Annotated in this window: 22 protein-coding genes; 13 read left to right on the top strand and 9 right to left on the bottom strand. The window is 42.6% G+C overall.

The features are described from left to right. Nucleotides 1-60 precede the first annotated feature (60 nt). A complete protein-coding gene (gene trmL, locus HG263_RS13840; RefSeq protein WP_171626669.1) occupies nt 61-525 on the top strand; it encodes a tRNA (uridine(34)/cytosine(34)/5-carboxymethylaminomethyluridine(34)-2'-O)-methyltransferase TrmL in 465 nt (154 codons plus the stop codon). A 19-nt stretch (nt 526-544) separates the two neighbouring features. Here the strand turns inward: trmL and gpsA are convergent, their stop codons facing one another. The 4 genes from gpsA to HG263_RS13860 are packed head-to-tail and all read right to left on the bottom strand — an operon-like array spanning nt 545 to nt 2778. After that, nucleotides 545-1552 (bottom strand): NAD(P)H-dependent glycerol-3-phosphate dehydrogenase, encoded by a 1008-nt coding sequence (gene gpsA, locus HG263_RS13845; protein ID WP_171626670.1) that lies wholly within the window; start codon nt 1550-1552, stop codon nt 545-547. Nucleotides 1553-1555: 3 nt separating this feature from the next. After that, nucleotides 1556-2041, bottom strand: coding sequence for a protein-export chaperone SecB (gene secB, locus HG263_RS13850; protein ID WP_171626671.1), 486 nt, complete (start codon nt 2039-2041; stop codon nt 1556-1558). Between the two features lie 36 nt (nt 2042-2077). Then, complete coding sequence (gene grxC / locus HG263_RS13855) at nt 2078-2335, bottom strand: glutaredoxin 3 (protein ID WP_171626672.1); 258 nt, start codon at nt 2333-2335, stop codon at nt 2078-2080. An 11-nt stretch (nt 2336-2346) separates the two neighbouring features. Beyond that, entirely contained in the window at nt 2347-2778 is a 432-nt protein-coding gene (locus HG263_RS13860; RefSeq protein ID WP_171626673.1) for a rhodanese-like domain-containing protein, read from the bottom strand. Between the two features lie 296 nt (nt 2779-3074). On the opposite strand from HG263_RS13860, the gene gpmM reads away from it, so the two are divergent. From gpmM to HG263_RS13885, 5 genes are all read left to right on the top strand, one after another. After that, the gene (gene gpmM, locus HG263_RS13865; RefSeq protein ID WP_171626674.1) at nt 3075-4619 is read left to right on the top strand and encodes a 2,3-bisphosphoglycerate-independent phosphoglycerate mutase; all 1545 of its coding nucleotides are present in this window, start codon (nt 3075-3077) and stop codon (nt 4617-4619) included. A 2-nt stretch (nt 4620-4621) separates the two neighbouring features. After that, complete coding sequence (locus HG263_RS13870) at nt 4622-5755, top strand: murein hydrolase activator EnvC family protein (protein WP_171626675.1); 1134 nt, start codon at nt 4622-4624, stop codon at nt 5753-5755. Between the two features lie 38 nt (nt 5756-5793). Further along, a complete protein-coding gene (locus HG263_RS13875) occupies nt 5794-7017 on the top strand; it encodes a S41 family peptidase (RefSeq protein ID WP_171626676.1) in 1224 nt (407 codons plus the stop codon). Between the two features lie 73 nt (nt 7018-7090). After that, on the top strand, nt 7091-7828 hold the full coding sequence (locus HG263_RS13880; RefSeq protein ID WP_171626725.1) for a divergent polysaccharide deacetylase family protein: 738 nt from the start codon (nt 7091-7093) through the stop codon (nt 7826-7828). A 113-nt stretch (nt 7829-7941) separates the two neighbouring features. Further along, a complete protein-coding gene (locus HG263_RS13885) occupies nt 7942-8361 on the top strand; it encodes a CBS domain-containing protein (RefSeq protein ID WP_171626677.1) in 420 nt (139 codons plus the stop codon). Nucleotides 8362-8403: 42 nt separating this feature from the next. Here HG263_RS13885 and pepB read toward each other — a convergent pair whose 3' ends face one another. Continuing rightward, nucleotides 8404-9699 (bottom strand): aminopeptidase PepB, encoded by a 1296-nt coding sequence (gene pepB / locus HG263_RS13890; protein ID WP_171626678.1) that lies wholly within the window; start codon nt 9697-9699, stop codon nt 8404-8406. Between the two features lie 81 nt (nt 9700-9780). On the opposite strand from pepB, the gene sfsA reads away from it, so the two are divergent. The 7 genes from sfsA (at nt 9781) to panC (ending at nt 15679) form a co-directional block, all read left to right on the top strand. After that, entirely contained in the window at nt 9781-10488 is a 708-nt protein-coding gene (gene sfsA / locus HG263_RS13895) for a DNA/RNA nuclease SfsA (RefSeq protein WP_171626679.1), read from the top strand. Nucleotides 10489-10663: 175 nt separating this feature from the next. Beyond that, entirely contained in the window at nt 10664-11107 is a 444-nt protein-coding gene (dksA, locus tag HG263_RS13900; protein ID WP_070985806.1) for an RNA polymerase-binding protein DksA, read from the top strand. A 12-nt stretch (nt 11108-11119) separates the two neighbouring features. Then, entirely contained in the window at nt 11120-12025 is a 906-nt protein-coding gene (gluQRS, locus tag HG263_RS13905) for a tRNA glutamyl-Q(34) synthetase GluQRS (RefSeq protein ID WP_171626680.1), read from the top strand. A gap of 155 nt (nt 12026-12180) precedes the next feature. Beyond that, nucleotides 12181-13539: a polynucleotide adenylyltransferase PcnB gene (gene pcnB, locus HG263_RS13910; RefSeq protein WP_216628454.1), complete on the top strand. Its 1359-nt coding sequence runs from the start codon at nt 12181-12183 to the stop codon at nt 13537-13539. Then, nucleotides 13532-14014, top strand: coding sequence for a 2-amino-4-hydroxy-6-hydroxymethyldihydropteridine diphosphokinase (folK, locus tag HG263_RS13915; RefSeq protein WP_171626681.1), 483 nt, complete (start codon nt 13532-13534; stop codon nt 14012-14014). Before pcnB ends, folK begins: the two co-directional genes overlap by 8 nt. A 22-nt stretch (nt 14015-14036) precedes the next feature. Then, a complete protein-coding gene (panB, locus tag HG263_RS13920) occupies nt 14037-14831 on the top strand; it encodes a 3-methyl-2-oxobutanoate hydroxymethyltransferase (protein WP_171626682.1) in 795 nt (264 codons plus the stop codon). After that, entirely contained in the window at nt 14831-15679 is an 849-nt protein-coding gene (panC, locus tag HG263_RS13925) for a pantoate--beta-alanine ligase (RefSeq protein WP_171626683.1), read from the top strand. The genes panB and panC overlap by 1 nt, the downstream gene beginning before the upstream one ends. Before the next feature lie 377 nt (nt 15680-16056). Here the strand turns inward: panC and HG263_RS13930 are convergent, their stop codons facing one another. The 4 genes from HG263_RS13930 to HG263_RS13945 form a co-directional block, all read right to left on the bottom strand. Further along, a complete protein-coding gene (locus HG263_RS13930; RefSeq protein WP_171626684.1) occupies nt 16057-17025 on the bottom strand; it encodes a PstS family phosphate ABC transporter substrate-binding protein in 969 nt (322 codons plus the stop codon). 77 nt (nt 17026-17102) lie between these two features. Then, entirely contained in the window at nt 17103-18434 is a 1332-nt protein-coding gene (gene phoR, locus HG263_RS13935; protein ID WP_171626685.1) for a phosphate regulon sensor histidine kinase PhoR, read from the bottom strand. 38 nt (nt 18435-18472) lie between these two features. Then, entirely contained in the window at nt 18473-19162 is a 690-nt protein-coding gene (phoB, locus tag HG263_RS13940) for a phosphate regulon transcriptional regulator PhoB (RefSeq protein WP_171626727.1), read from the bottom strand. Between the two features lie 178 nt (nt 19163-19340). Beyond that, nucleotides 19341-20291, bottom strand: coding sequence for a porin (locus HG263_RS13945; protein WP_171626686.1), 951 nt, complete (start codon nt 20289-20291; stop codon nt 19341-19343). Nucleotides 20292-20697: the final 406 nt, after the last annotated feature.

Genomic DNA, 20697 nt, shown 5'->3' on the forward strand with positions numbered 1-20697 from the left:
TGCTTACCCAATACGATGTCATTTCGTTATACTAAGCATAATGAACTTTTCGAGGTGATTATGTTAGATATCGTGCTTTACCAACCTGAAATTCCCCCCAACACTGGAAATATTATTCGTTTATGTGCAAATACGGGCTATGCCCTTCACCTAATTGAGCCTTTAGGTTTTGATTGGGATGACAAACGGGTAAAACGTGCAGGCTTAGATTATCATGAATTTAGCCATGTAAAGCGCCATGCTTCTTTCGAAGATTATTTAAAAGATTGCCAACCTAAGCGCGTCTTTGCCTGTACGACAAAAGGTAAAAAGTATCATCACCAACCTCAATACCAAGCTGGAGATTGTCTGCTATTTGGTCCTGAAACGAGAGGTTTACCTGAAGATATTATTTTTTCATTGCCTGAAGAGCAGCGTGTTCGTATACCCATGCGTGCAGATAGCCGAAGTATGAATTTATCCAACGCTGTTGCGGTATTTGTTTATGAATCTTGGCGTCAACTCGACTTTACCAACGCGGTATAAAAAAATGAACTAAAGCGGATCACTCCGCTTTTTGTTCTCTGCCAAGCAGTGCCATAGCCGCTTCTTTGACATCTTTTTGCTGATACAAAACTTGATAAATTTGCTCAGTAATTGGCATCTCAATACCACTTCTTTGTGCCAGTAAATACACTTCTTTGGTATTGCGGTAACCTTCAACAACCTGACCGATACTTTGCATCGCATCATCTACCGTTAAGCCCTTACCTAATGCTAGGCCAAAACGACGGTTGCGTGATTGATTGTCAGTACACGTTAGAATTAAATCGCCTAAACCAGCCATACCCATGAAGGTTTCAGAACGCGCACCGAGCGCTTTACCTAAACGACAAAGTTCAGCCAAACCGCGCGTTATTAACGCTGTTCGAGCATTGGCTCCAAAACCAAAACCGTCAGACATACCAGCGCCAATTGCAATGACATTTTTAACCGCTCCACCGAGTTGAATACCAATGAAATCGTCATTGCTATAGACTCGAAACGAGCGACCACAATGCAGTAACTTCGCTAATTCACTAGCAAAAGCGCTGTCTGTTGCTGCGACAGAAATTGCGGTTGGCAGCCCTGCAGCCATTTCTTTTGCAAACGTTGGCCCCGATAACACAGCTAAAGGAACTTGCTCTCCCAGTTGCTGCAGAGCCACCTCTTGTAGCAAGCGACCCGTATCCGGCTCTAAGCCTTTGGTTGCCCAAGCAACTCGTGCATTGGGTAACAAGTTATTACGCACCTTTGCTAAGGTGTCTGCAAATGCATGACTTGGCACCACCAGCAGCACTATTTCGCTGGCCTCAACCGCTTTTTTTAAATCACACTCTAGCTGTAAAGAATCAGGGAAAGGGCAATCAGGAAGATAACGTTGGTTTTTCCGCTCAGCTGAAAGCGTCGCAACGTCATTTTTATTTCGCCCCCATAGTGTCACCTTGTGACCATTTCGGGCAAAACAAATAGCAAGGGCGGTGCCATAAGACCCCGCCCCCAATACAGTTACAGCTGATTTTACTGAACTCATCGCTTATGCGTCAGCTGTTTGCTCTGTTTGCGCTGCTCGTTGTTGCATGTACTGAGCGAATAACGCATCAAAGTTTACTGGTGCTAAGTTCAATTGTGGGAAAGTACCACGGTTTACTAGGCTAGCAACGGCTTCACGAGCATATGGGAACAAGATGTTCGGGCAAAACGCACCTAACATATGCGCCATTTGTACTTCTTCTAGATCTGCGATTGAGAAAATACCCGCTTGTTGAATTTCACATAAAAATGCAGTTTCTTCGCCAATGTTCGCCGTGACAGTCAACGACAATACCACTTCAAACACGTTGTTATCTAGCTTTTCAGAACGCGTGTCCATGTCTAGCTTAATTTCAGGAGTCCACTCTTTTTGAAAGATCGCCGGAGAGTTTGGTGTTTCAAATGAAACATCTTTTGTGTAAATACGTTGAATATTAAATTGCGCTTCTTGTTGTTGTTCTGCTGCCGCATTTTGGTTTTGATCTGTCATGAGTGTTCCTAGATTCTTTGAATTTATTAAATTTTCTTACAATTTTAGTAAAGCGTTTAACTCGCCCTTTGCTTCGATAGCCATCATATCGTCGCAGCCACCAATGTGATTATCATTGATAAAAATTTGTGGCACTGTGTATCCACCATTGGCTTTTTCTATCATTTGCTCACGTAGCTCAGGCTGCTTACCAATATCATACTCGGTGTATGTTACACCTTTTGCATCTAGCAACGCCTTAGCTCGGTGACAAAAAGGACAATAATCTTTTGTGTAAATCACAACTTCAGTCATAAAGACTCCTGTTACTTTCCTGTTGTGGTTGGTAATCCGGCACTTTGCCATGCGCCCATACCACCGTTAAGCACGTAAACATGCTCAAAGCCTGATTTATGCATGGTGTTTGCAATACCCGAAGCCGTCATGCCTGTAGTACACACCAATATAATGGGTTTACTTTTATACTTTTCAAGCCCCGCAAAGTCACTTTGTTTGGCTTTTTCCGCACTTAGCTGTATTGAACCCGCAATTCTGCCAGCATTAAACTCTTTTATTGGACGAATATCGACAACTTGACCTTCCTCACGGTTGACCAATAAAGTCAACTGTTGAGGATTAACCTGCGCAATGGCTGAAAACTTACTTTTAAACCAGCTTGCTACTATCATAGCGACAAGCGCCAACCAAATAACACTTAAAATCGCGTTATTGCCTATAAACTCGATGTATTGTTCCATGCACCTTCCAACTTAACTTTCTGAATGTGCGATTTTAGCAAAACTCACACACCCTTAATAATGAATAGCTCCGAAGTATACATTTTGCGTTCCTTTGGGTATAGCCCTTTGTCTGAGCCTAATAGACATATCCCCGATGAATAGGTTTTAAAGTTATCTATGATGAGGATAAATCATAGCAACAGGGCTGAATTTTTACGCAGAACAAGGTATGCTAGGCCCAATCGTTATGTCGCGCTGATGTGTCAACTTTCCCCCCTGACACAGGTGAAAAGATTAGTTCTAAAGGAGCCCAAATGACTGCACAAAAAAAACCACTTGTTCTAATGATTTTAGACGGTTGGGGTTATCGAGAAGAAAGCGAAAGTAATGCTATTTTAGCAGCCAACACCCCTGTGCTAGACCATTTATGGCAAACCAAACCTCATACTTTGATTTCTGGCTCTGGATTAGATGTGGGCCTGCCTGATGGTCAAATGGGTAATTCAGAAGTAGGTCACGTTAACTTAGGTGCCGGTCGTATCGTTTATCAAGACTTCACTCGCATCACCAAAGCAATAACGGACGGTGAATTTGAACACAACCCCGTATTAGTTGATAGCATCGATAAGGCAGTTCAAGCGGGTAACGCTGTACATCTAATGGGCCTTTTAAGTCCAGGTGGTGTGCATAGTCATGAAGACCATATTGTTGCAGGCATAAAACTTGCCGCTAGTCGTGGTGCAAAAGCCGTTTATTTTCATGCCTTTTTAGATGGCCGAGATACGCCCCCACGCAGTGCATTAGCTTCAATTGAGCGAGTAGAAAAATTATTTTCTGAACTAAAGTGTGGTCGTTTAGCGTCTATTGTTGGTCGTTATTATGCAATGGATAGAGACAACCGATGGGAGCGCATAGAAGCGGCGTACAACCTCATGGTAAGTGCACAAGCACAGTATACGTATGAAGATGGTGTAACAGCACTCAACGCTGCCTATGCTCGTGACGAAAATGACGAATTTGTTAAAGCAAGCGTTATTCAGCCACAAGGCTGCGAAGCGGCTAAGATTAATGATGGTGACACAGTAATATTCATGAACTTTAGAGCTGATAGAGCACGCCAAATGACTCGTACATTTGTCGATAAACAGTTCAATGGATTTGCCAAACAAGCCTCGCCTAAGCTAAGCGCATTTGTGATGATGACGGAGTATGCTGCTGACATTGATGCGCCGGCAGCGTTCGCACCAGAAGCACTGCACAATGTATTAGGTGAATGGCTCGCAAAACACCACAAAACACAACTACGTATCTCTGAAACAGAAAAATATGCACACGTTACATTCTTCTTCAGTGGTGGCAAAGAAGATGAATTTGAAGGTGAAAAGCGCGAGCTGATCCCCTCTCCACAAGTTGCGACGTACGATCTGCAACCAGAGATGAATTCAGAGCTGCTTACAGATAAACTCGTAGAAGCTATTCACAGTGGCCAGTATGATGTCATTATCTGTAATTATCCAAATGGCGATATGGTAGGTCATTCAGGTGTATTTAGCGCTGCAGTTAAGGCCTGTGAAGCCGTAGATAAGTGTATTGGCCGAGTTGTTGAAGCGCTTGAACAAGTAGACGGTGAAGCTCTGATCACAGCAGATCATGGTAATGCTGAACAGATGACCAATGCTAACACAGGCCAAGCTCATACAGCACACACTTCAGAGCCTGTGCCATTCATTTATGTTGGCCGAGATGCCCAGCCACACAATGGGAAAACACTAAGTGATGTTGCACCAACTATGCTGCACTTGCTTGGTATGGAGCAACCAAGTGAGATGACTGGCACACCGATCATGACTTTAAAATAATCATGCTTAAATTGCCCTGTAAGTTATTTGCACTTGGCCTTTTATTGGCGACAACTTCGGTTATCGCCAATGAGTCTCGCACCAAGCAGGATTTAACTGAAGTACAACAAGAGCTCAAAAAGAGCCAAAAAAACTACCAACAACAACGTAGTAATATCGCTTCGCTGCGCGCAAAGCTAAAAGCCCAAGAGTTAGACATTGCAAAAAATGCCAAGGCATTGTCACTCACAAAGCGAGGAATAGCTGAAAATCAGCAGCAGCAATATACCTTGCAAAGCGAAGCGAAAAGTCTCGAAAGTAAAAAACAACGCTTACAAAAGCTGCTAGCATCACAACTTAAAAGCGCCTATATGACGGGCAGTCATGACTACTCAAAGATGCTTTTAAACCAAGAGCAAAGTGCTACTTTAGAACGTACCATTAGCTATTATGACTATTTCAACAAAGCCAGAATAAATCAATTAGAAGAACTAAAACTGATTTTCTCTGAGCTTGCAAAAAATCAACAACAGCTTAAACGCAAACAAGAGCAATTAGCGGCGCTGAGAAAACAACAAGAGCAACGTCAAACGGCACTTGTTGCACGCCAAAATGAGCGTCAAATACACCTACAAGAGCTAAATGCCGCTTTACAACAAACCGCACAAGCCATCGATTACTTAAAAGAAAACGAGCAAACCTTGCTTGCAACACTTGAAGAGCTGGCCAAAATCCAACAACCTGACGAAGTAGTGCTAGATGGTTTGGCACAAAGTAAAGGACAGCTACAGTGGCCAAGTAAAGGTCGTTTACGTCACCGCTTTGGGCAACGTAAACATGCAGGAATGAGTTGGAAAGGCGTCGTTATTCAAGCACAAACTGGCACGCCAGTTATTAGTATCAAGCAAGGGCAAGTGGTTTATGCCGACTGGCTCAACGGATTTGGCTGGGTTATGGTTGTCGATCACGGTAAAGGCTTTATGAGCCTGTACGGGCATACCCAAACTTTACTCAAAGATGTTGGTGATTTAGTCAGCGCTGGTGAAACAATTGCTTTAGTTGGCCAAAGCGGCGGACAAACTCGATCTGGTCTATACTTCGAAATACGGCATAAGGGAAGCGCTGTCGATCCGGTAAAATGGTGTAAAGCAAGTTAATTGAATAACCCGTGCTGCACCAACACTTGGAGCAGCACATGAGTATAGTTAATCGCATTAAACACGCTTTCACTCGCACTTATCATGCTTGGGCATTACTCTTTAGCGTATTGCTTTGTCTTATTCTCATCACACCAAGTACGTTTGCAAAGCAACAGTTTTCCCAAGAACAAGTGGAAGAAATACTGTTTCATATCCATGCATACTATGTTGAAGACTTGCCATTAAGCCATATCGATAACAGTAATTTTGAACAACTGCTGTCGCAATTAGACCCATACTCAAAGTACCTCTCTGAAACTGAGCTTGAAGCCATTTTTAGTGCCGCTAACGGGCGTTATACTGGTATTGGTATTGAGGTTGAAGAAATCGCCAACCGTGTCGTTATCATTAATACTCTGCCCGGCTCTCCCGCAGATATAGCTGGTATTGAAGGTGGCGATAAACTTGTAGCCATCAATCATCAAGACGTGACTGACAAAGACATTGCTTATGTCTCTAAATTACTACAAAAAGCTGAGTTTTCGATCATTCAAGTTACGGTAGAACGTAAAACACGACAGCTCACACTGGCACTTCGCCGCCAAGAAATTAACCTAGAAAGCGTAACAAGTTTATTACTACACAATGGTAATGGTTACTTGTCATTAAATGGCTTCAACAATAACAGCTATCATGATGTTGCCAGACACCTTAATAAGCTTCGCATAGAAAATGGCGAGCCACTGGCTGGTTTAATAATCGATTTACGAGATAACCCTGGTGGCACGCTAACCAGCGCAGTGGCTATATCTGATCTATTTTTAGATGCAGGTACCATCGTATCAACTCAAGGACGATTTTATGATGCTAATCAACATTTCAGCGCCCAACAAGGCGATATCCTAAACGGCGCACCAGTGGTTATTATGATCAATGAAAACTCAGCCTCTGCGGCAGAAATACTCGCTGGTGCTTTACAAGATAACCGTAGAGCCTTGGTTGTTGGTACGCCTTCTTTTGGCAAAGGTTCTGTACAATCGCTTATTCCTGTTGGCAATGGTACCACGGCCTTGAAGTTAACCACCGCGCGCTACTACACGCCTTCGGGACGCTCTATAGAGGGAATAGGTATTGAGCCAGATATTATTCTGACCAAGCAAGTGCTTTCACATTTAAGTAAAAGCGCTATAATGGCTGGCGAACAAACAGCCAAAAAGGAGCAATTGGCTAGACTAGATTCTCATTTAACTGATGCAAGAAAGTTACTTAAAAAACATTAAATTATAACTATTATAAACAATAAGAAATGGGACTGTGCGACACATACATTGGGGACTTTTTGCGCTTTGGTTGATGGCTTTACCATGCGCAGCAAAACAAATTGCCATTGTTATAGATGATATTGGCAATCATAAGAGAGATTTACAACTGCTGGCATTACCCGGACAGTTATCGTTTTCTATTTTACCTCATACCCCTTATTCCCAACAGTTCGCCTTTTTAGCCAGTAAACAAAAAAAAGAGCTGCTGCTGCACGTACCTATGCAGTCAACTCTAGAGAAAGCACTTGGCCCTGGAGCCCTGACCTTAGAGATGAACAAATGGCAGTTACAAAGTACTTTAGGACATGCTTTATCAACATTACCTCAGGTTAAAGGGGTTAATAATCATATGGGATCGGCACTTACTCAACATGTTGAGCCGATGAAGTGGACCATGGAAGTATTGAAAAAACGCGGGTTATTTTTCCTCGATAGTCGTACAACGGAGTATACCCAAGCACAGAACGTCGCTAATTTATATGGTGTTGAAAATATCAGCCGTCACATCTTTTTAGATAACGTACTAACAGCTGACGCACTGAGAGTGCAATTAGAAGCGTTAAAACATAAAGCCGATACCGAGCAGTTTGCGATTGCAATCGCGCACCCTTACCCTGAAACAGCCGCTTTCTTATCCAGGGCGCTGCCCGAGCTCATAGCTCAGGGCTATGAGCTGGTGCCCGTGTCACAATTAGTTGAATTAAAATACATTCAATTAGCTGAGCACAAAAAGCCCAAAGCAAGATTTTTTATTCCCACCAGCGATTAAATCATAAAGGATCACATAGTTTGATCTTGATTCATGCACAGCATAAAAATGTGCGTTATAACTTAGGTATGTTGACTTAGTTGCTAACCAAGCTCTGTTGGAAGGAAGAAATAATGTTACACACAGTTGCCGATCTAATGACAGCCGATCCATTTGTAGTCTCGCTTAAAGCCTCGCTAAAAGACGCCCATGATTTAATGCGCGAGAAAAACATTCGCCACATACCAGTTATCGACGAACAAGGGATATTACAAGGTATGCTCACGCAGAAAATTATGATCGCAAAAGTGATGGGAATTATGGCGACGTACGGTGCCAATGCTTTGGAGAGAAAGGAAAAGTATACCCTCGTTGAAGATATAATGACCACTGACTTTGCCAGTATTCAGCCAACTCAAAGCTTAGCAGAAGTAGCCGAGTTTTTTGTCAGTAACCGCCATGGATGTATGCCTGTTGTTGATGACAATAATAAGCTCCTTGGGATCTTAACATCCTCGGACTTTGTTCGCCTAGCGGCTGCCCTACTTTCTTAACGAATTTGGGCAATACGTGCCTGCATTGCCCATAAAATATCGTTAAGCTTTTTCTGCCAAGGTACGAGCGACCGTTCTCATACCTAAGGTTGTTGCGCCCGCAGCCCATTGGCTACCTGCGTTGTTTTGAAACGCAGCAGCCAAGTCGATATGCACCCAACCTTTACCTTCATTTGGCACAAAGCGCGATAAGAATCCTGCAGCATTTGATGCGCCACCAAAGCCACCGCCTTTTTGAGCGCGGCTATTCGCAGTATCAGCATAGGCTGAAGGGCAATTATTTTGGTGCCATTTCTCTAAAGGCAAAGGCCAAGCAGCTTCAAACTCTTCATCAGCAAACTGCTGAACATCAAAAACCAGCTCTTTGTCTAAACCAAACAAGGCGTTGTATTCTTGTCCTACCGCCACTAATGCGGCCCCCGTCAATGTTGCTGCATCTATGATTAATTCTGCACCAGTCTCACCCGCAGCCATTAGACCATCAGCCAATACCAAGCGACCTTCTGCATCCGTGTTTACAATTTCAACAGTCGTACCATTTTTATACGTCAATATATCACCAAGTTTGTAAGCATGACCTGAAATCAAGTTCTCGGCACAACATAAAAACAGTTTGATGCGCTTATTGATGCCACGCTGAACTGCCAAAGCCAAACCAGCTGTGACTGTCGCTGCACCGCCCATATCGCATTTCATCCCCAGCATCCCTTCACTGGGTTTGATTGAATACCCGCCCGAGTCAAAGGTGATCCCTTTGCCCACCAATGCTGCACTCACTGGCGCATCTGCATCTCCAGTAGGGTTATAATCAAGCTCTAGTAATACAGGCGGACGTTCACTGCCACGCCCTACTTCATGGATACCAATCCACTGTTGCTCAAGTAACGCTTTCCCTTTGATTATCTGATAGCTGACATGCTCAGGCGCAAGAGATTGAATGAACTCAGCAGCTTTACCCGCTAAGCTTTCAGGATAAATATCTTCGGCCGTGCCATTGATCATTTGTCGAGCCCAAGTTGCTGATGTTTGCAAAGCAACTAATTCATTCATATCAGATTGCGCATTTTCGACGAAGGTGACACCAGCGAGTTGTTTTGGACTAACAAACCCTTGATAAAAAGCCCATTGTGATTCTGTGCACCACTGCTCACCTTGTAGCTCAACTTGCGTAATTCCTTGTTGTGCAAGTGTTCTTGCTGCCTTTTGGATATTTTTAAGTGTTTCATTTTCATTTAAGTGAACAGTTGCACCTTGATTATCAAAAGATAATGACGCTGCAACTCCCCAATGCGGCGCAGCCGCTTCTTCACTTAAACGCACAATAAATTTGTCAGACATAATCCTATATTCTCTTACACTTGATAGTGTCCTAAAGTGTACACTAGCAAGCATACTGACCCAACCTAATGCGATTAATTGATGAAATTTGCAAGCCAACTTAATAAAGCAACGCTCATAAAACGTTACAAACGCTTCTTAGTTGATTTACATTGCCAGCAACACGGTGAGTTTACGGCTCACTGCGCCAATACGGGCAAAATGACAGGGTGTGCCGACGCAGGCTTTGGTGCTTTCTACTCAACCAGTGATAATAAAAAACGCAAATACCCCCACTCGTTGGAACTGACACAAAACACACAAGGCGAACTTATATGCGTAAACACCAACCACGCCAACACCGTTGCCTGTGAAGGTATTGAGCAAGGTATCATCAGCCAGTTGAGTGACTATCATCATTGTCAAAGAGAAGTTAAGTACGGCGAGGAGAACAGCCGAGTTGATATTTTACTTGAACAAAATGGCCTCCCGCCTTGCTACGTTGAAGTAAAATCAGTCACTTTGTTGTCACAGAATCACGGTTACTTTCCCGATGCACAGACACTCAGAGGCCAAAAACACTTACGAGAATTAATGAGCCTGAAACAGCAAGGTGCCCGAGCCGTACTCTTGTTTATCGTGATGCATGAAGGGATTAACGATGTTGCGCCAGCCAAACATATCGACGAGCATTACGCCACCTTACTTAAGCAAGCACATGAGGCTGGAGTTGAAATACTGGCATATAAGGCTAAGCTTTGTGAACATGAAATAACCCTATCACATCAAGTTCCTGTTAAAATAAGTTGAAATACAGATATTAATCCCCATATACGTGCCCATTAGAATTTCGTCTCTAAGGCTGAGATGTCTAAGTAAATGCCATACTAAAAAATGAAAAAGTGTTTGCTTAGGGGGGGAGATTCTGCTATTTATAGCCGCCGGCGTTAGCTGGGGTAATGTATTAAGGATTTAGGAGAATGCTATGCCTGACCAAAAGAGACTAGGGTTATTGGCTCAAGCCGGTTTAGAACCTTATCAGGAAAAACCGGGCGAAGAATACATGAATGACGCACAACGTGCGCATTTTAAAGCAATATTAGAAGCATGGCGTAAAGATTTGCGTAATGAAGTTGATCGCACCAAGACGCACATGCAAGATGAAGCAGCAAACTTTCCTGATCCTGTAGACCGTGCAGCACAAGAAGAAGAGTTTTCTTTAGAGCTGCGTACACGTGACCGTGAACGTAAACTGATCAAAAAGATTGAAAAGACACTGCAACTAATCGAAGATGACGATTTTGGCTACTGCGAATCATGCGGTATCGAAATTGGTATTCGACGCTTAGAAGCGCGTCCTACAGCCGATTTATGTGTTGATTGTAAAACACTGGCTGAAATTAAAGAAAAGCAAAACGGCCGAGGTTAATCTCAGCCCATTATGCTCACCCCAGCATTATCCCATCAAGGGAGCTATCGCGGTCGATTTGCTCCCTCGCCTTCGGGTCCCTTACATTTCGGTTCGCTCATTGCTGCGCTAGCCAGTTACTTGAGCGCCAAAAGCCAACAAGGTCAATGGTTAGTTCGCATTGAAGACATTGATACACCTCGCGTAGTCAAAGGTGCCGACAGTGATATTCTGCACACTTTAGAGGCCTTTGGATTGCATTGGGACGAAACAGTCGTGTATCAAAGTCAACGCCATGCCTTATACGAAGAGTCCTTAGCGTTACTTGAGCAACAATCTTTAGTCTATGCCTGTCAATGTACCCGAAAAGAAATAAAGCTCCGTGGTGGATTCTATGACAATCACTGCAGATTGCTAAACCTTCCCTTTGCTGGTAATGCGTGGCGTTTGCAGCAAAACTTCCCGATAGAGACGTTTAATGATCAAATTCAAGGGCAAGTGCATATTCCCAAAAAAATCGCCCATGAAGATTATATTGTTAAACGCCGTGACGGATTATTTGCCTACCAACTGGTCGTCGTATTAGATGATATTGAACAACATATTACCCATGTTGTAAGAGGTGCAGATCTATTGGAGCCTACAGCCAGACAGTTAGGTTTATTTCAGCAACTTGGCCATCCCGCACCACATTATGCACATGTACCTCTAGCCGTTGCCAAGCCAGGGTTTAAGTTATCCAAGCAAAACCACGCACCGGCTATAGACAAGCGCAATCCTAAACCAGCCACATTGTCAGCGCTGCACTTTTTAGGGTTTAATCCTCCAAGCGAACTAGACGATGCTAACATTGAAGAAATTTTAATGTGGGCAACACAGTCGTTTTCTTTAAATACAATTCCAAAGGTACTCGAAAAACCTATAAATAATGGCCTTTAGGCGAACAATATTTGAGTCCAAAACTTAATTTTTTGCCGCCACTGGTATATCATAGCGTGCCTTGTAGGTTCACCTACGCATTTTACTATTTTTGGCGTATCCACTGTTTTAGGAGACAGGTTATTATTTCTAAGCTATTTAAATTTTGCAGACAATTGGTTGGCCAAAGCGACCCTAAGACGGCACCAGTAACCTGTACTGAGCCAAAATTGATCCCGCGCAGCGAGCATAGTATTTCTCGCAAACAATTTAGCCCTAATGCAATCAAGGTTTTGTATCGCCTAAAAGATGGCGGCTACGATGCATACTTAGTGGGCGGGTGTATTCGAGATATTTTACTCGGCATAGAACCTAAAGATTTTGATGTCGTCACCAATGCGACACCAGAACAAGTTAAAAAGTTATTTCGCAATTGTCGCTTAATTGGTCGCCGTTTTCGTTTAGCGCACATCGTATTTGGTCGCGAAATTATAGAAGTTGCAACCATGCGTGGTCACCACCAAGGTCAAGATAGCAAAAACCCCATTAGTCAATCGAGCGAACACGGGCAACTGCTCAGAGACAACGTCTATGGCACCATTGAAGAAGACGCTGAACGTCGTGATTTTTCAATCAATGCGCTGTATTACTCAGTCAATGACTTCAGTATTCATGATTTTGCCAATGGTATTGAAGCAATTAAAGAACGCAAAATTGAATTGATTGGTGATCCTGAAACGCGCTACCGAGAAGATCCTGTACGTATGCTTCGCGCTGTGCGCTTTGCAACAAAACTGAATATGCAAATCGCCCCAGCCACCAAGTCGCCGATCAAAGAGTTAGCCGCTCTCCTTAGTAATATTCCGCCGGCAAGATTGTTTGAAGAAACCTTAAAGCTATTTCTTAATGGCAAGGCAGAAGAAAACTACCATATGCTCAGAGAAATGGGATTATTCAAGCAGTTATTTCCAACACTTGATGCCATTATTGAGCAAAGCGACAGCGGCTTTGAGTCTCGTTTTATCGCGCAAATGTTTGCCAATACAGACCAACGCATTAATGCAGACAAAAAAGTAACTCCAGCTTTTGTGTATGCGGCACTACTTTGGTTCCCGTTGCTAAAACGTAGTGAACAGCTCCAACAACAAGAGCAAATGCCGGTGTTTGACGCTTTTGCACAAGCAATGAACCAAGTTTTAGCCGAAAATTCACAGCACATAGCAGTGCCAAAGCGCTTTACGCTCGGCGCTCGTGATATTTGGCATATCCAAATGCGCCTAGATAAGCGCAGTGGTCAAAGAGCATATAGATTATCTCAACAACCTCGCTTTAAAGCCGCTTACGACTTTTTATTACTACGAGTAGAAAGTGGCGAAAACGAACAGCAAGAGTTAGCTGATTGGTGGACAAATTATCTTAAGCAAGATATTAATGGCCAAAAAGAGATGGTCAAATCGCTACCTTCTCAAGAAGCAGGTAAGCCTCGCCGCCGTTATCGCAGAAAACCTAAGAAGAAGCCACAGAGCAATGACTAAGGTTTATATTGGCTTAGGCGCTAACCTGAATGCACCTGTGACGCAACTAAAGTGCGCACTTGATTCATTGAGCCGACTACCTCATACACAGGTGCATGCCTGCTCGCAACTTTATGGCTCCAAGCCAATGGGGCCACAAGATCAGCCCGACTATGTTAATGCCGTAGCGTGCCTTGAGACGGCACTCGAAGCTGAAGCACTGTTAGACTCATTGCAAACAATTGAGCTAGAGCAAGGTCGAGAGCGCAAAGATGAACGCTGGGGACCTCGCACCCTAGATTTAGATATTTTGTTATTTGGTAACCAAGTGATCGATACCAAGCGCTTAACCGTTCCACACTACGGACTTCGCCAAAGAGAGTTTGTGGTCTATCCATTATTAGAAATTGCGCCCGATCTGGTATTGCCAAATGGCGAAGCGCTCGCCGATATCTGCAAAAATGTACCTTTAAATGATTTAACCCCACTAAAATAATAACTCCATCAAGAGGACCGACATGGCTAAAGTAACGGTATCAACATTGGCAAAAATGAAACGAGAGCAAAATAAAATTACCGCTCTCACCGCCTACGATGCAAGTTTTGCAAAACTGTTTAACGACAACGGGGTTGACGTTGTTTTAGTTGGCGACTCTCTTGGTATGGTGCTACAAGGCGCTGACGATACACTGGCCGTGACAAATAATGATATCGCTTATCATACACGCTGTGTAAGAGCAGGCAGTAAAGAGCTGTTTGTAGTCGCGGATATGCCATTTATGACCTACGCAAATCCAGCTCAAGCTTGCGAAAATGCAGCTCAGCTAATGCGTGCTGGTGCAAATATGGTGAAATTAGAAGGCGGTGAATGGCTATTAGACAGTATTCGTGCACTCACTCAGCAAGGTATCCCAGTGTGTGGTCATTTAGGTCTAACACCTCAATCTGTGCATGTTTTTGGTGGCTTTAAAATACAAGGGCGAGGCGATGAACAAGCCCAAAAAATGATTGCTGATGCCAAGGCACTAGAGCAAGCGGGCGCGCAATTACTAGTTGTCGAATGTATTCCATCAGCACTTGCCAAGCGTATTTCACAAGCGTTAACTATCCCTGTGATTGGCATAGGCGCAGGTAAAGATACCGATGGACAAATCTTGGTTATGCATGATTTAGTTGGTATTTCAGCTGGTTACATTCCTAAGTTCTCGAAGAACTACTTAGCTGAGACAGGCAATATGCCGGATGCAGTTAAGAAATACTGCCAAGATGTAAAATCTGGCGCTTTTCCAACCTCAGAACACGAGTTTAAATAATGCAGTCAGTATCCGAAATTAAGTCATTACGTAGCCAAATCAAAGCATGGCGCTCGCAAGGACTTAGCATTGCATTTGTACCCACGATGGGCAATTTACATCATGGTCACTTCTCTTTGGTAGAAAAAGCAAAAACACTTGCCGATAAAGTTGTTGTGAGTATTTTTGTCAACCCAATGCAATTTGGTGCATCTGAAGATTTAGATAGCTACCCACGAACACTCACTGAAGATAAACAAGGTCTTGCTGAATTAGGAACAGATCTCGTTTTTACACCAAGTGTTGAGACTATCTATCCTAACGGCCTTGCTGCACAAAGTTATGTTGACGTACCTGAAGTATCATTAGGCTACTGCGGAGGCTCTCGCCCTGGTCACTTTAAAGGGGTTGCGACGGTCGTAACCAAGCTATTTAACATGGTGCAACCTGATATTGCATGTTTTGGTGAAAAAGATTACCAGCAGCTGCAAGTAATCAAAACCATGGTCAGAGACCTATCTATGCCCATTGAAATTGTAGGTGTGCCAACGAAGCGCGAAGCTTCAGGCCTGGCGATGAGTTCTCGCAATGGTTACTTAAGCGCACAAGAAAAAGACACCGCCAAAGTCCTTTTTCAAACACTAAACGCAACGATAAGTAGCCTACAGGCTGGCAATACGGATTTTCAACAACTCGAAGAAGACGCGAAAAAAATGTTGCTCGAACATGGTTTAAAGCCTGACTACTTCAATGTTGCTAATGCTGAAACATTAAAACCTGCCGGCCCCAATGATAAGCATATGGTCGTTCTCGCTGCAGCTTTCTTAGGTAAAGTTAGACTTATCGATAACATGCAAGTAAGTTTATAAATATCAAAGTACCTGTTCGCAGTCGTTTGTTTATCCTAAACGGCTGCGCTTTGACCATATTCCCCCTCAATCAGTATACCTGCACAGTAAAATTATCACTGTGACCTTCAAAGCGAACAAATAATGCCAAAGCACCATTTACGCTTACAGCTGGCTATTACAAGTGAAAGTAACACAGAGAGTGGGAAAATAGCTTTATTGGACAAATTCACTTATCCGAAGCTGAGGTTATCTAGATGCATGATTTAAGATTAATGACGCCGTTTCATCCTTTGACTCATCACACAAATATTAGCCACAAAAAAAAAACGACCCTCATTGAGGGCCGTTCTTAGTGAGCGCATTCTAAAGCCTATCCGTAGGCAATAGAATAAATCTTATAATAAGCCTAACTTTTTAAGCTCAGAACTCGCCATTTTGCCAGAAAGCGGCACATATCCATCTTTCTCAACAATTTTTTGACCGTCTTGTGATAGAACCATTTTTAAGAATTCCGCTTCAATTGGTGCTAACGGCTTATTTGGGTGTTTGTTCACATAAACATACAAGAAACGAGACAGTGGGTACTTACCATTCGCAACGTTTTCTATTGTTGCATCAACAAAGTTATTACCTTTTTTAGCTAAAGGTACAGTACGAACACCTGATGTTTTGTAGCCAATACCAGAGTAACCAATCGCATTTACTGAAGAAGAGATTGACTGTACTACTGATGCAGAACCTGGTTGTTCATTAACGTTATTACGGAAGTCACCTTTACACAGAGCTTTCTTTTTAAAATAACCGTAAGTACCTGATACTGAGTTACGACCATAAAGCTGAACATCTTTTACTGCCCAATCTCCAGTCAAGCCAACATCGCTCCAACGAGCTACTTCTTCAGTTGCACCACACTTACGTGTAGATGAGAAGATAGCATCCACTTGGTCAATACGTAGACCTTCAATTGGGTTATCTTTATGTACAAATACTGCTAAAGCATCGATAGCTACGCGCACTTCTGTTGGCTTATAGCCATAACGCTTTTCAAACGCTTCGATTTCTTTAGATTTCATCTTACGGCTCATAGGGCCGAAGTTAGCCGTAGCCTCTGTTAATGCCGGAGGCGCAGTAGATGAACCTGCAGCTTGAATTTGGATGTTTACATTAGGGTAAATGCGCTTATACTCTTCAGCCCAGAACGTCATCATGTTTGCAAGCGTATCGGAGCCCACAGAAGAGAAGTTACCTGAGATCCCGCTGGTTTTATTATATTCTGGTAGAGTTTTATCTAACGCAGAAACTTGTGTTGAAACTAAGGTTGTTACAGCCACACCCATTGCGGCAACTAAGCTTTTAAATTTCATTGGGGTTACTCCAATTGTTCGTCCCATTTAAATAACGCAGACTATTTTGCAGTCATTCGATGACAGAAAAATTACTCTTAAATGACACTTTTATGACTTTCATTATTTGTCATAAAAGTGCGCTTTGATTTTGGAAAAGCAAATGAGAACGTAGATCCTTCACCTACGATACTTTTGATCTCAAGAACCGAGTCATGTCTGGTCAGAACATGTTTTGTAATAGCCAACCCTAACCCTGAACCACCTGTTTTTCGGCTTCGGGCTTTATCTACACGATAAAAGCGCTCTGTTAAGCGGTGAATGTGTTCAGGTGCTATTCCATCACCATTATCTATCACTGAAAAACGCGGCTGTCCTTGTTCATCACATTGCCAATTTACCTCAACAACGCCTTCAGGCTTTGTATAATGAATGGCATTAAACACCAAGTTTGAAAAAGCACTGCGTAATTCATCTGCAGCACCTAAAATGTCTAAAGATTGGTCAACATTGAATATCAGTTGGTGATGTTTTTCTTGGTTTAGTGATTTTGCTTCTACTTCAATCAATGACAACATTGTGGGCACATTAACAGGCTTGTCTTTCTCTTGCTTACGAGCCCCCTCAATTCGAGATAGAGACAGCAACTGATTAACTAAGCTATCCATGCGTTTACACTGTTCAATCATGGTAAAGTGGGCTTTATTCCACATAGTGGGTGCCGGTAAGTTATCACTGTCTAACATCTCAAGGTAGCCCGTTACGACCGTAAGTGGTGTACGCAGTTCATGAGACACATTGGCAACAAAGTCTTTTCGCATTTGTTCCAATTGCTTTAAGCGAGTGATGTCGCGAACCACCATCATCAATTGCTCAGCATATGGCATCACCCTAAACTCTAGAACTTGCTCACTAGCATGACCTGAGTCAAGCTCAAGCGGCTCATCAAATTGATGCGCATTCATATACTTCACAAACTTAGGATCTCGGATCAAGTTATCCAAGCGCTGACCATGATCCGTTGGCCACTGCAAGCCAAGCACTTTTAAGGCAAGTTGATTGCACCATACAATGCTCATGTCTTGCTGCAATACCACTACCGCATCCGGCACGGCTTCAGCCCCCTCTCGAAAGCGTCGAATCAACTCTGCTAATTCATTACGTTTCTTACGGTTGCGATGTTGTAAATGATAGATACCTTCAAAAATTTGTTCCCAAGCACCTTCCCCTTCAGGTGGGTTAAAGCTGCGTTGGTTAAGTAACCAGTCACTTAAACGGTAGAGTTGATGATAGTGCCATAGTAATAATGAAAGAGCCCCTATAAATAACAACACGAAGGGAGCACCGATCAGAATACCTATCAAGGTTAAAGGCAAAAAATACAAAAACAGGCGTTTAAATAACGCCTGTTTATTAATCACTCGGTACATATATGCTCGTGTCCTAACACAACTACTGCTAGCCTTTATTATAACTTGCTAGAAAAACGGTAACCTGCACCACGTACAGTCTGTACAAGTCTATCATGACCTAATGGAGCAATCGCTTTGCGCAAACGGCGAATGTGCACATCAACCGTTCTGTCTTCAACATAGACGTTTGTGCCCCACACATGATCAAGTAACTGTTCACGACTATATACACGCTCAGGATGAGTCATAAAAAAGTGTAATAAGCGGAATTCAGTAGGGCCCATATCAAGCTCACTACCTGCAGAAGTCACACGGTGTGAAATAGGATCTAACCGTAATCCGTGTACTTCTATCGCTTCTTCTAGCGAAGTAGGTGATACGCGACGGATCACAGCTTTGATCCTCGCCATTAACTCTTTCGGTGAAAACGGTTTAGTAACGTAGTCATCAGCGCCCACTTCTAAGCCTTTGACTTTATCTTCTTCTTCACCACGAGCTGTTAACATGATGATTGGGATCTGACGGGTATATTCACTTTGCTTAAACTTTTTAGCTATCTGAATACCACTACCACCAGGCAACATCCAGTCTAGTAATACCATATCTGGATAGGGCTCTACCATTGCGGCGATTGCCGAATCATAATCTTCAGCCTCAACGGCTTGAAAACCATTTTGCTCTAAAACAAATACCAGCATTTCTCTGATAGGCGCTTCATCATCAACTACAAGTACTTTACGTGACATCCCAATGTTCTCTTTCATTACCGAAGTTGGTGTCATTATTATGACTTAGTGTGACAGTTTTATGAAATAGTACACTGGATCTTCAAAAGCTGCCAAAAAAATACAAATTAAACCACCTTCGAAATAATTTCGTAGCTTATTGATGTTACTTAATTATTTAATAAATAAAAACATTTAACTAAAAATCGTAGCGCAGCGTAAGTGCCATATGCTCCTGTTCTGGATTATTATCTAAGTCAAATTGTGAGTACCAAAAATACATACGCGCTTGCTTTGACAGGCTTTTTTCTACTCCGATAGAGGTGGCATTACCTGAATCTGAGAGCTTGCCACTCGCACCATCTGAATCTTGATATTGTGCGAGCAGTTTATAGCTTTCTATTTTGTAGGATGCACTTACCATAAAGCTGTCGACTTTATTGTTAGAATCTACTTTTTCGCTTTGTTGATATATACCACCGAGTGTTGCATTACCCATTTTGCCTTGTACTGTGATGCGATTAATATCTTGCCCAGCAACTTCTTCATCATGGGCAACACTAATATAAACTGGTGTTTTCTTTAAAGCGCTATCACCATACATAGCAGCAACAGACAACCCCGACTCCCCTTTTTGCTTACTATTGTCTTCGGCGATATAGCTGACAACAAATTTTAAATGGTTGATCTCAGGCGTACTGTATTGAATCGTATCACCCAAACGATTTTCACCTACGAACAACGTTTTAATATCGGCTTCAAAATCATTCAACATGTCGACTTTACCTTGAGACTTTTTCATTGCGGTATCGTCACGGCCAATTAATACTTGCCCCAAATTGCCTTTCAAGCCGACATACTGAGATCTGGCAGTTATGTTTTCGCCACTTTTACCATCTTTATCATTATCAGCAGGGTTAACTTCAAATTCGTATTTAAAAAACACCTCTAAACCATCATTTATTTTGGCATCGCCCTTCAAGCCTAAACGAGATGCATAACTTTCAATGCTGGTATCGCTCTCGCTTGCAATGTCGCTATACTGCACGCCCGCATGTACTCTGCCATATACTTTCACAGCTTCTGCATTTGCAAAACTCGACAAAACCAATAAGGAAGAACATAAAACTGTTGGTACATTTATTTTCATGATTGCGCAGCCTCAGAGATGACGTTTTTGAAGTTCAACTCCATTGAACTCACATGACTCAAAACACGAGCTTCAGTATAAAAATTAGTCGCTCTTGGAAGGAGATCAAGAAATTATCAAGGTAAAGATCAAATTTATACCAAGCGACCTATTTGGGATCAAAATCTTACTAACCTTCGGCTTTGTGGGATCATTATTTTACTTACTCTTAGTCCTATAAATACCTTTACAACCATGATATTAGCTAAAAAACATACAAAAATGGTCAATATTCGGATCTATTTCAATCAAGCTAGTAAAAAACTGATCCCTTCAGCTATTTATTGGTAACTTACTGATCTTTAAATGTGATCGAAGGTAAAATAGTGATCCAAAAAAAGCCTCATATGGAGGCTTTGCATTAACT

The sequence above is a fragment of the Pseudoalteromonas caenipelagi genome, assembly GCF_013140855.1.
Taxonomy (GTDB): domain Bacteria; phylum Pseudomonadota; class Gammaproteobacteria; order Enterobacterales; family Alteromonadaceae; genus Pseudoalteromonas; species Pseudoalteromonas caenipelagi.